At 62.4% G+C, this 11722-nt stretch carries 11 protein-coding genes and 1 pseudogene; 11 read left to right on the forward strand and 1 reads right to left on the reverse strand.

The annotated features are described in order from the left end of the window. Window positions 1–261: 261 nt before the first annotated feature. The 11 genes and pseudogenes from FS777_RS21845 to FS777_RS06580 form a co-directional block, all read left to right on the forward strand. Window positions 262–933 (forward strand): annotated as a pseudogene (locus FS777_RS21845) (cache domain-containing protein); the annotation flags it as partial. A gap of 138 nt (window positions 934–1071) precedes the next feature. Continuing rightward, window positions 1072–1806 carry a methyl-accepting chemotaxis protein gene (locus FS777_RS21850; RefSeq protein WP_372239212.1) on the forward strand — a complete coding sequence of 245 codons (735 nt, stop codon included), beginning with the start codon at window positions 1072–1074 and terminating at the stop codon, window positions 1804–1806. 112 nt (window positions 1807–1918) lie between these two features. Continuing rightward, window positions 1919–2485, forward strand: a complete 567-nt coding sequence (gene pnuC / locus FS777_RS06540; protein ID WP_058605142.1) for a nicotinamide riboside transporter PnuC — start codon at window positions 1919–1921, stop codon at window positions 2483–2485. Next, entirely contained in the window at window positions 2482–3036 is a 555-nt protein-coding gene (locus FS777_RS06545; RefSeq protein WP_145254556.1) for an AAA family ATPase, read from the forward strand. The genes pnuC and FS777_RS06545 overlap by 4 nt, the downstream gene beginning before the upstream one ends. Window positions 3037–3335: 299 nt before the next feature. Further along, on the forward strand, window positions 3336–3770 hold the full coding sequence (locus FS777_RS06550) for a hypothetical protein (RefSeq protein WP_145254559.1): 435 nt from the start codon (window positions 3336–3338) through the stop codon (window positions 3768–3770). Between the two features lies 1 nt (window position 3771). Continuing rightward, entirely contained in the window at window positions 3772–4350 is a 579-nt protein-coding gene (locus FS777_RS06555) for an adhesin (RefSeq protein ID WP_145254562.1), read from the forward strand. 49 nt (window positions 4351–4399) lie between these two features. Next, window positions 4400–5818 carry a hypothetical protein gene (locus FS777_RS06560; RefSeq protein WP_058639345.1) on the forward strand — a complete coding sequence of 473 codons (1419 nt, stop codon included), beginning with the start codon at window positions 4400–4402 and terminating at the stop codon, window positions 5816–5818. A gap of 60 nt (window positions 5819–5878) precedes the next feature. After that, window positions 5879–6559: a C39 family peptidase gene (locus FS777_RS06565; RefSeq protein WP_145254565.1), complete on the forward strand. Its 681-nt coding sequence runs from the start codon at window positions 5879–5881 to the stop codon at window positions 6557–6559. A 45-nt stretch (window positions 6560–6604) separates the two neighbouring features. Further along, on the forward strand, window positions 6605–7363 hold the full coding sequence (locus FS777_RS06570; RefSeq protein WP_058639346.1) for a hypothetical protein: 759 nt from the start codon (window positions 6605–6607) through the stop codon (window positions 7361–7363). A gap of 45 nt (window positions 7364–7408) precedes the next feature. Then, window positions 7409–8689 carry a hypothetical protein gene (locus FS777_RS06575; protein WP_058605135.1) on the forward strand — a complete coding sequence of 427 codons (1281 nt, stop codon included), beginning with the start codon at window positions 7409–7411 and terminating at the stop codon, window positions 8687–8689. Between the two features lie 134 nt (window positions 8690–8823). Further along, the gene (locus tag FS777_RS06580; RefSeq protein WP_145254568.1) at window positions 8824–11025 is read left to right on the forward strand and encodes an LTA synthase family protein; all 2202 of its coding nucleotides are present in this window, start codon (window positions 8824–8826) and stop codon (window positions 11023–11025) included. Window positions 11026–11094: 69 nt separating this feature from the next. On the opposite strand, the gene ureG is transcribed toward FS777_RS06580, so the two are convergent. After that, the gene (ureG, locus tag FS777_RS06585) at window positions 11095–11718 is read right to left on the reverse strand and encodes an urease accessory protein UreG (protein ID WP_027915537.1); all 624 of its coding nucleotides are present in this window, start codon (window positions 11716–11718) and stop codon (window positions 11095–11097) included. Window positions 11719–11722: the final 4 nt, after the last annotated feature.

The raw sequence follows: 11722 nt of genomic DNA on the forward strand, positions 1-11722 counted from the left end.
CTAAAGGTTTCATCTTGCGCGGCCGAAATGCTGGCAGAGCTCCTTTGCACTGTCATGACGTGGCAGGCAACAGACTCCACGGCACATGGCACTTAGCCATTGGTCGAGTGGGTCCATGGCCGCAGGCGTGCTTGGATGCAGGTGAGAACAAGAACAAATGGAGCATGCGCAATGAAGACGCTAAGATCGATGTCGATCAGCAGCCGTTTATGGCTGATCCTGATAGTGGCCATAGCCATGCTGTTGGTGCTTGGTCTGCTGATGCTGCGCCAGATCCACGGCGACTTGTACCAAGCCAAGGCAGAGAAAACCCGGCATGTGGTGGAAACGGCCACAGGTGTACTGGCGCATTTCCAACAGCTGGAGGCCGCCGGTACCTTGAGCCGTGACGCGGCCCAGCAACAAGCCCTGCAAGTGGTAAGGGCGTTGCGCTATGACCATGACGACTACTTCTGGATCAACGACCTGACCCCGCGCATGATCATGCATCCGGCCAATCCCAAGCTCGACGGCCAGGACCTTTCGGGCATTCGCGATCCGGATGGCTTTGCCGTATTCAACGAAATGGTCGCGCTGGCGCGCCAGCAGGAGGCTGGGCCCGTGAATTACCGCTGGCCCAAGCCAGGGGCTAGCGAACCTGTTGCCAAGACATCCTACATCCAGCTGTTCAAGCCCTGGGGCTGGATCATCGGCTCTGGGGTCTACGTTGACGACGTACAGACCGAGTTCGCTCGCCAGCTGCGTGACGCTTCGCTGCTGGGCATGGCGATCGCGCTGCTGATGGGCCTGATGGTCTGGGTGATCGCACGCAGCATTGCCCGCCCGCTACAGGAAGCCGTGCAGGCCATGGGCAATATCGCCAGCGGCGAAAGCGACCTGACCCGGCGCCTGGACACCCACGGGCGCGATGAACTCAGTCAGCTGGGCGAGCACTTCAACCGCTTCAACGGCAAGTTGCAAGGGGTGATCGGGCAATTACAAAGTGCGGCGCATGCGCTGGCCAGATCAGCCGACCATGTAGGCGACAATGCCGGTGCGGCGCAACAGCAAAGCGCCCAACAATCCCTGCAGATGGACCAGGTGGCAACGGCCGTGAACGAGGTGACCTACGCCGTGCAGGATGTAGCCAAGACCGCCGAGCAGGCCGCCGGGGAAATGCACTGCGCTCAGCAACAGGTCGCCCATGGGCAGCAGGCGATCCATGGCAGCCTGGCCCAGATCGATCGGTTGTCCATCACCATCGAACAGGCGGTGCAAGTAATCCGTGACCTGGCCGGGCACAGTACCCGTATTGGCGGCGTGCTGGACGTGATCCGCTCGATTGCAGAACAAACCAATCTGCTGGCGCTTAACGCGGCGATCGAAGCCGCTCGCGCAGGCGAACAAGGCAGGGGTTTTGCCGTGGTAGCCGATGAGGTGCGCCTGCTGGCGCAGCGCACGGCCCAGTCCACGGCCGAGATCCACATCATGATCGAACACTTGCAGAGCCAGTCCGATGCCGCCGTCAAGGCGATCGACACCAGCAGCGAGGCCTCACGGCAAACCGTCACGCAAGCCCGCGAAGCAGGCGCCAGCCTGGATGCGATCAACCAGGCTCTGCACACCCTGACAGCGTTGAATGCCTCTATTGCCAGCGCCACCCTGCAGCAGTCCCACGTGGTCGAAGACATCAACCGCAACGTGCTGGACACGGCAGGCCTCTCGCAGCAGGCGGCCGAGGCGGCACGCCAGTCCAGTGAGGCCGGCGTGGCGCTGGGCCGCCTCAGCCAGGACCTGGAACAACTGCTGCGCCAGTTCAGGGTCTGAAGCCGACACCGGCTCAGGGCTGCTAGACGGCCCTGATCCCGGCAACGCTCTACACCTTCCTTGAGCTAACCGCTACAATCGCGCCCCTCCCTGAAATCTCCAAGGATCGCCGATGTCCGGCCTTGAACTCATCGCCGCCGTCCTCGGCGTCATCGCTGTGTGGCTCACGGTCAAGCAGAACGCCTGGTGCTGGCCCCTCGGCCTGATCATGGTGCTGATCTATGCCTGGCTATTTTATGAGGTCAAGCTCTATTCGGGGATGCTGCTCCAAGTTGCCTATGCGCTGTTACAACTGTATGGCTGGTGGCAGTGGAAGCGCCCTGAACGGCAAGACGCGGCACGCCAAGTATCGAGCTTACGGCCCGGCGCGCTGGTCATCCACCTGGGCCTGGGCGTACTGCTTAGCGCAGCATTGGGTACTGCCATGGCCACCTGGACCGATGCCGCCCTGCCCTGGCTGGATGCCAGCCTGACCGGCTTTAGCTTGGTGGCCCAGCTGTGGATGGCGCAAAAGCGCTTGCAATGCTGGCCCCTGTGGGTCGTGGTGGACATCATCTATGTCGGGCAGTACCTGCACCAGCACTTGTATTTCACCGCGGCGCTGTTTGCGGTGCTCACCCTCATTGCCCTGCGCGGATGGCTGGAATGGCACCGGGACCCGGCGTTGGTGAAGCCATGAGCGCTGTCACGAGCACCCAGGTTGTGGTGCTGTGCGGCCCCGAATCCAGTGGCAAGAGCTGGCTCAGCGGCCAGATCCAGGCGCGTTTCGGAGGGCTGGTGGTGGGTGAGTACGTGCGTCATTTCATCGACCAGCACTGCCGCGACACGTGCTACGCCGACATCCCCAGCATCGCCCGTGGGCAGTTGGCCTGGGAAGACGCTGCACGCGCAGCCTCGCCGTCGCTGTTGATTCTGGACACCCACCTGCTCAGCAACATGCTCTGGAGCCAGACCTTGTTCGGCGATTGCCCACCTTGGCTGGAGCAGGCTCTGCTCGATCGTCACTACGACCTGCACCTGCTTCTCAGCCCAGAGGGCGTACCCTGGGTTGCCGATGGCCAGCGCACCCAACCAGATGTGCGAGAGCGCCAGCAGTTTTTCGAGGCAAGCCTGCACTGGCTGCAAGACCACGATCAGCCTTATCGCATCATCGAAGGTGACTGGGCGACACGTCAGGACCTGGCGCTGGAACTGGTCGCCTCGATGCTGCGGGGCTCTGACCCGGTGTAAAGCCTCTGACACACCCCGGCTGTTGCCAACCCCGCAAGCATGCGGCTTACGCGGTGAGCTCCGATAAGTGTCACGCCACCGATACACTGCCTGTCATTCCAATCAAACCCAGCCCTAGAGGTGACCGCTTGGTCATCAGTCAATAGTCGTTGTATCAGCACTGACACAACGCAGCCCTACACGACAGCTTTCATCGCGCTAACCCCCTGAAATACAACGACTTCTCAAAAGCGGCACGGCTTCTGCTCTTGCTAGCGCAACGCTGAACAAGGCCAGCGGCTGAAGAAGGAATTGCCGTCGTGAGGAACATCGACAAACGCCTGGGTTACCTGTTGCTGCTGGGGTGCGCGATCAACTCGCTCAGCGCGACCGCCCAAGCCGACAATGGCACCATCGTCATTACCCGCGACGTGCAGACACGCAATGCCGTGATTCCCCCACTGCGTCCGGACCCCACACCCACCACCGTCAATGCCAACCCGGTCAATCATGTGCTGCGCCAGACCAACGAGTTGAGCGATGGCGACTTCGCCAGCATCAGCAGCGGCTCAGGCATCAACGTCCTGATCACACAACACACCGATCACCTGGGCAGCAACCTTGGCCACCAGAGCCAGTTGCCCAACCTCTCTGGCGGGCGTGGAGCAGGGTCGGGCAACGGGATCTCCAACATGGTCAATTCGAGCGTGCAGAAAGGCCTCGCGCCCCTGCAGATCCTGACGGGGGGCAAATGACATGAAGCCTGCCCTGCTCGTCATCACCCTGCTGTGCAGCGCCTCTGCCATGGCCCAGCCACCGACTGCCATCAGCAACAGCGCCACCATCGACGACGCCGGCCGTGCCTATCAGGGCAACATGACGGTTAACCAGGCCGCCGGGGACATGCAGCAGCAGGCCAATGCCCGGGCCTTCGCCCTTGGCCACGGCGCCAGTGCCACGACCCAGATCCGGCAACGGCTCAATACGCCTGCGCACGCTCCCATGGATACCCAAGCCCGCATTGGCGGCGCCTCGTTCAGCCACGGTAATGGCGCGCTTGGCGTCAACCAGAGCGCCGGTGCCGGCACCCAGCAGGCCAACGCCCTGCGCATCAGCGTCGGAACACAACCGCAAAGCATCGACGACAGCGTCCTCCTGCAACAGAACGTGACGCTGCTCAACACCTTTGACTCAGCTGCTACCCCGACAGGTCATCGCCAGGTCACCACCAGTGACCAGGCGTTCACCGGTGGCCGTGGCGTGGTTCAGCTGAATCAGAGTGCCGGGGTGGGAAACCGCATGGCCAACACCTTGAGCATACGAGTCGCCGACTGACCGTTTGAGTCATGAACGACACTTAACCTTTAGAGTACGGAGAATCACCATGAAACCTTCGATGGCACTCAAGCCTCTGGTTTTCGCAATTGCTGCGGTCATGGCCGTTGCTGTACAAGCCGATCAGAACCGTCGCAGCTACAACGGCAACAGCACCACCTGGCTGCCTATCTCGGCCAAGGCCGATGCGCTGGACACCCAGCGTAGCACCGGCAACACCATCACCAACCAGGGCACCGTGAACGAAGCTGAAATGAGCAGCTCGGCAACTGGCGCCAGTGGCAACGTGGGTGTCAACGTGGCGTCTGGTAACGGTAACCAGCAGGGCAACGCGTCGGCCATCGCCAACGCCGCTGCCGACTCTACCCTGGACAACAGTTTCGTCTTCGGCACCGCGCAAGCCAATGCTGACGTCAGCCAGTACAGCAACAACAACCGTGTCGACAACTGGTCGACCCAGTCTTCGGCGGTGATGAGCGGCTCTGGCGAAGGCAGCTCGGGCAACGTAGGCATCAACATTGCCGGCGGCGACCTGAACCAGCAGAAAAACAGCATGGCCATCGCCAATACCAATGCCGGTATCGGCAACGCCACGGCTACGGCCAAGGCCGACCAGAACGGTCCTGGGCTTGTGGTCAACAATGGGGCCGACCGCACTTACCGTGTCGATACCCTGACCTTCACCACCTCGGCCACCGGTTCCAGCTCGCGTGAAGGTACGCTGAACTCGACCGATGACCGCAGTGCCTCGTCCAGCTTCAACCTGGCGGGCTCGCAAAGTGCCAGCTCCAGCGGCTCCAGCGGCTGGAATGCGAGTGGTTCGAGTGCCAATAACGCCAGCGGCTCCAACAGTGCCAGTGCCAGTGGCTCCAACAGCTGGGGCATGAACGGTTCGGCCAGCGGCAGCGCCAGCGCTTCGAACAGCGCCAGCCTCAGTGCCAGCCTGGCAGCGGCTGCCGATGCCACGCGTACCCTGACCCTGACCAACGGTGATCGCGAGCGCACCCGCACCAGCAGCGTCGACGGTTCACTCAATGCATCCCTGGATGCCTCGGTAAACACCTCGCAGCAAAGTGCCTACGACTCTTCGTTCGAGAAAGCCTTCGACTCCAACTACGACAAGTCGAGCGAGTCGGCCTATAACCATTCGCGGGACTCGTCGTACACCAAGTCCCATGACTCGTCCTACGAGAACGCTTCGGCTTCGGCGTTTGAAAAGTCTGGCGAAACCTCCAGTCAGTCCTCCAACGACGTGGCCAAGAGCTACAGCGAAAGCAGCGCTTACGACTTGAGCAATACCGTGTCCTTCCAAGTGCTGACCCCGACCGGCTGGGCCAACCCTGTGACCAACACTGCAACCCTTAGCGGTTCGGTCAATGGCGGCAGCGGCAACCTGGGCGTGAACGTGGCGGCCGGTGTCGGCAACCAGCAGAGCAACTCGCTGGCTATCTCCAATACCTCGTTCTGATGCCAGACCCAAGGCCCCCTTTCAGGGGGCCTATCTTCAACGCATCCAAAGGCGTCGATCATGCGCGTATTCGCCCTGGCGTTCCTGCTGTGCCTGGCCAGCATGGGTCAAGCAGCCCAGATGCCCCTGTCCGTCCTGCCCGGCGGTGCGGTGGTGTTCAAGCCCATCCAGAGCATGCGCGAACGCAAGTTCGCCGACTTGGTGCAACAGAAGACCGACTTCAGCTGCGGCGCTGCCGCGCTGGCAACCATCCTGCGTCAGGCCTACTGGCTGGACGTGGACGAACACCAGATCATCGAAGGCATGCTGACCCATGCCGACCAGGACCTGGTCCGCACCCAAGGGTTTTCGATGCTCGACATGAAGCGCTACGTGGAAAGCCTGGGCATGCGCGCCCGGGGATACCGGGTGACACCCGAGACCCTTAACAGCGTACGAATCCCGGTGGTGGTGCTGATGGACATCCGCGGCTACAAGCATTTTGTGGTCATGCAGAAGGTCGACCGCGGCTGGGTCTACATCGGCGATCCGGTGTTGGGGCACAAGCGCTACAGAACCGAGGACTTCCTCAAGGGCTGGAACGGCATCATCTTCGCGGTGATCGGCCAGGGCTACGACAAGCACAACGCCCTGCTCGACCCTCCGTTGCCGCTGACGGCCAAAGGCCGCCTGGACGGCTTCACGCCGGTCAAGGATGCCGATCTGCTGGACTACGGCTTCATTCGAAGCGATTTCTTCTAACGCCTCTTCCAAGAACAAGGTGCATGATGCGCCGGGGAGCATTGCATGAAGACCCCTACCTGGTTGGTGCTGGCCTGCATGACGGCCTGCCTGCCTGTCCACGCTGAAGTGCTGCACCCCATCGAGCTCAAGGACCAGGAGCTGGCGAGCTTGCGTGGGCGCTACGTGATGCCGGGCCGAATCGTGAGTTTTGGCATCGTCATGAGCAGCACCTGGCAGAACGCGCGCGGTGAAGTGATAGGCGCCAGCAGCACCTTGCAGGTGCAAGAGGCCACGATCAAGCCGCAGTTCTATGTCTCGCTGATCGATGAGCACGGCGCGCCGACGGCCCAGGGAGGCGCCCAGCCGGTCGCCCAAGGCAGCGGCACGGTGAGCGGCGGTGCCGGGCTCGGCACCACCCAGGGGGTGACCCAGGTGGTCCGCGCGGCCGGCGACGACAACAGTGCGTACAACACTGTAAACGTCAACGTGACCAAGGCCGATCAGGCCCCCGCCGTGCAGCCCCATGGCCAGGTCTTGGCCGCTGGGCAGACGCTGATGGCCGAGAACGGTGCCGGCGCGCTGAGCGTATCGTCCACAGGCGTGGGCGTACAAATGAACATAGACGCCAACGCCAACCAGGGCAGCAGCGTGCAGCGCCTGGCCCAGGGCGGGTTGATGCAGAACACCACCGTGCTTGGCAATGGCAACCTGGTGAACAACGTCACCTCCCTGAACGTGGTCATGCGCCAGAACCTGCCGACTGCCGCTTCGCTAAATGGCAGCCTGGACCAGCTCAAAGGGCTTCGCTCTGTCGGATACTGATCTACGCTCAGTCTCATCACAGCAGTCGGAAGGGACGGCATCTTCATGCAACGATCGTTAGCACTCAAAGCGGTTGTGTGTTTGACAACCTTGGCACCCGCCACATCGCTGTACGCCGCTGTAGATCCGCAAGTAGAAGCACTCAAACAGGAACTGACCGAACTCAAGCGCCGCTATGAAGCCCAGCAGCAGGCGCTGATGGTGCTGGAGCAGCGGGTTCGCCAGGTCGAAGAAACCCCGGCCGCGCCCCCGCCAAAACGCCTGGTGCGATCGCCCAGCGAACGGGTCAAGGGGGCCCAGACCGTCGCTGCCGGGGCGCCTGGGACCACCGGCAGTTCGTATGGACAGGCGCTGGCCGCAGACTCCGAGCCTGCGCAAAGCGTCTCCAACCTGTACGACGAGGCCAGCGGGTTCTTCGGGGGTGGCAAGTTCAGCCTCGAAACCGGCTTGACCTACACCCACTACGACACCCGCGCCCTGACCCTCAACGGCTTCCTGGCGCTGGATTCGATCTTCCTGGGCAATATCAACCTGGACCGGATCAAGGCCGACAACTGGACCTTGGACCTGACGGCACGCTACAACCTGGACCAGCGCTGGCAGTTCGACATCAACGTCCCGGTCATCTACCGCGAGTCCACCTATTCGTCTGGCGGCGCAGGCGGTGCCGGGCCGAGCACCTCGGACGCCACGGTCACGCGGGACCCGGAAATCGGCGATATCAACGTAGGTGTCGCCTACAAGTTCCTGGACGAATCCGAGACCTGGCCAGACGCCGTGGCCACCCTGCGGGTCAAGGCGCCGACCGGCAAGGACCCCTATGGGATCAAGCTGCGCGAAGTGGCGGGCAACGACAATCTTTCCGTGCCCGAGAGCCTGCCGACCGGCAATGGGGTCTGGTCCATCACGCCGGGTATCTCGCTGGTCAAGACGTTCGATCCGGCCGTGCTGTTCGGCAGCTTGTCCTACACATACAACCTGCAAGACTCCTTCAGCGACATCAGCCCGCAGGTCAACAGCAAGGTCCCAGGTGACGTGAAGCTGGGCGACTCGTGGCAGATCGGTGCGGGTATTGCCTTCGCGCTGAACGAGAAGATGAGCATGTCGTTCTCGGTCTCCGACCAGTTCGGACGCAAGAGCAAGATCAAGCCCGACGGTGGTGACTGGCAATCGGTCTCCAACAGCGACTACAACGCGGCCAACTTCAACGTCGGCATGACGTTTGCGGCGACCAACAACCTCACGATCGTGCCCAACCTGTCCATTGGGCTGACAGATGATGCGCCCGATTTCTCGTTCAGCCTCAAATTCCCTTACTACTTCTGATGAACGACGCACCGGGCCCGCTTACGCGGGCCTCCTTTTGTGTGCCCGCGCTTTGCACGCCCGCCTTGCCCGGCCTCGGCCTGTTATCATCAGCCACAGTTTGATGACGATTTAATGGCAAAGGAAAGATTTTTGTGAAGAGCCTTTCAGACCCCTCACACCAGCGGCTCGCCGCCTTGGCCGTGTTGGTGCTGGTGCTACCTCTGGGCGCACGTGCCGTGTTGGGCTGGTCCAACCCGCTTGGCTATCTCTCCGACCTGGCCTTGGGCGGCGCACTGGTGCTGCTTTTGCACCGCCGGCCTTGGTGGCTGGCGCTGCCGGTGCTGTTGGCGTGGGTCCTCCTCTGGGTCGCCTCGGCCGAACTGGTCAGCGCGGTGGGACGGTTGCCCACCAGCGCAGACCTCGCCTATCTGGTCGACCCGCAGTTTATGGAGAACTCCACCGGGGGCGGTCTGGCCCACGCCTGGCTGCCTTGGTCCTTGGGTGCCGGGCTGCTGGCCTGGCTGGCCTGGGCGTGGAAGACGCGTACACAGCCTGGCCGATCGCTGCCACGCAAGGCGTGGATGGCGGTCCTGGCGTTGTTCGGCGTGCATTGGGCCAGCCAACACCTGGCACCCTCCGATGCCGAACAGTGGCGTCAATACAACCTGGGCCATCAGCTCGTCTCTGCGGCGGTGGGCGATGTGCAGCGCCAGGTGCAACGCTGGAGCGGCCAGGCGACGCCGTTCACCCCCCTGCCGAGCGCCGGCCTCACCCAGTCGGACCTCAACGGCCAACGCCTGCTCAATGGCCCAGGCAGCGCACGCAACCTGCTGGTCATCACGCTCGAGGGCATACCGGGTGCCTACCTGCGCCCCAATCGCGAGGCGCTGCACAGCCGCTTCGACGAAGACCTGATGCCGCGTCTGAGCCAATGGGCAGCGCGGGGCATGAACACCCCGGACTATGTCCTGCACAGCCATCAGACCATACGCGGCTTGTATGCAATGCTCTGTGGCGACTACGACAAGCTGGCCAACGGTACGCCCAAGGGCGTGGAGTTGCTGACCCAGGCCGAGCGCAACCAGGCCTGCCTGCCGGCACAGTTGCGCCAGGCTGGTTTTACCACCCATTACCTGCAGGGCGCTGGGCTGCGTTTCATGGCCAAGGACCGCATCATGCCCCACATAGGTTTTGATTCGGTACATGGCGTGGAGTGGTTCGCCAACCGCAATTACCTGGACTTCCCGTGGGGCAAGGATGACCGAGCCTTTTTCGAGGGCGCACTGAATTACGTCGGGCAACTGCGCAAGCAAGACAAACCGTGGATGCTCACCCTGCTCACCGTCGGCACCCACCAGCCCTACTCCGCCCCTGCCGATTACCTGGCGCGCTTCGACACGCCCAAGCAGGCCGCCGTGGCCTATCTGGACGATGCCCTGGGGGCCTTCCTGGATAACCTGGAGCGCCGGGGCGTGCTCAAGGACACCTTGGTGGTAATCACCTCGGATGAATCCCACGGCATCGATGGGGTGCGTCTGGCCTCTTCCTGGGGCTTCAACCTGACCCTCGCACCCGATCAGGCCCAGTTACCTCACCTCAAGGGCGGCACCTACGGGCATGTCGACCTGGCCACTTCGCTGCTGGACTATTTCGCGCTGCCCATCCCGCTGGCCCTTGGCGGGCGGTCGATGTACCGAGACTACGACACCGGTCGTGAAATGATCTCGTTCACCAATGGCATGCTCCGCTACCACAACGGCAAGGGCGTGTTTACCGAGTGCGATTTCCAGCAGCGCTGTCGCCGTTACGCCAGCGAATGTTTCATTGCCGATCAGGCCCGCTACCTGGACCAGGGCGACAGCGCACTGGGCCAGCAGATGGGGGCATTGGCCGGCGTACTGGACCAGTCGCTGATGCAAAGCCCCCTCAACCTGCGCTATCAATTTGGCGGGCCTTCACCCATCCAGTTGCGCAAGCGCATCCATGACGATTGGGCCGATAACCTGATCGGCGCGCAGTACCTGGAAATGCCCGAGGGCTCGCGCACGCGGGTCAGGGTCAAGGTGCGTGCGCTGGACGCCAGGCACGCCGCGTATATCCAGCTCAAGGCCAAGCAACTGGAGCAGGATGTGCCGCTAGGCTTGCCCGAGGAAGTCAGGGTCACCGCTGACGAGCCGCTGGAGATGGAGTTCGGTTTCGACAACCCGGTGGAGCGCAAGGCCTTCTCCTTCCACCTGCTGGGCTATGGCGGTGGGCAGGTCGAGGTGAGTGACTTCAGCGTGATCACCGCATTGCCTGGCGAGGAGGATTTCCAGGATGAGCTGACGCCGGAGCACGTCGCGCACTCAGGCTGATGCGCTGCCGGGTCGCGTCTACCCAGCCTGGCATGCCCGCCTGGCTGGGTATTGCCCATCAAGCGGGGGTCAGGTTCGCACGCCCAGCATGCCCCGCTCGATGATGAAGTCGATCACCGCCTGCAACCCCTCCCCCTTTTTCAGATTGCTGAACGTCCAGGGCCGCTCGGGCCGCATCCGTTGGGTGTCACGCTCCATTACTTCGAGTGAAGCCCCAACGTACGGTGCCAGGTCGGTCTTGTTGATGACCAGGAAATCCGACTTGGTGATGCCGGGTCCACCCTTGCGCGGAATCTTCTCGCCTTCGGCTACGTCGATCACGTAGATAGTGAGGTCGGCCAGCTCGGGGCTGAACGTCGCACTCAGGTTATCGCCGCCACTTTCGACAAAGATGACTTCAAGGTTGCCAAACTTGCGTGCCAGCTCCTCGACGGCTGCGAGGTTCATCGACGCATCTTCACGGATGGCCGTGTGCGGGCAGCCGCCGGTTTCGACGCCTACGATGCGCTCAGGCTCAAGTGCACCGGCTTCGGTCAGGATGCGCTGGTCTTCCTTGGTATAGATGTCATTGGTCACCACCGCGATCTGGTAATGGTCGCGCATGGCCTTGCACAGCGCTTCGAGCAATGCGGTCTTGCCGGAGCCCACGGGGCCACCCACACCGACACGCAGGGGTTGTTGATAGCTTTGCATTCAG

The sequence above is a fragment of the Pseudomonas sp. DE0157 genome, from assembly GCF_007678615.1.
Classification (GTDB): Bacteria; Pseudomonadota; Gammaproteobacteria; order Pseudomonadales; family Pseudomonadaceae; genus Aquipseudomonas; species Aquipseudomonas parafulva_B.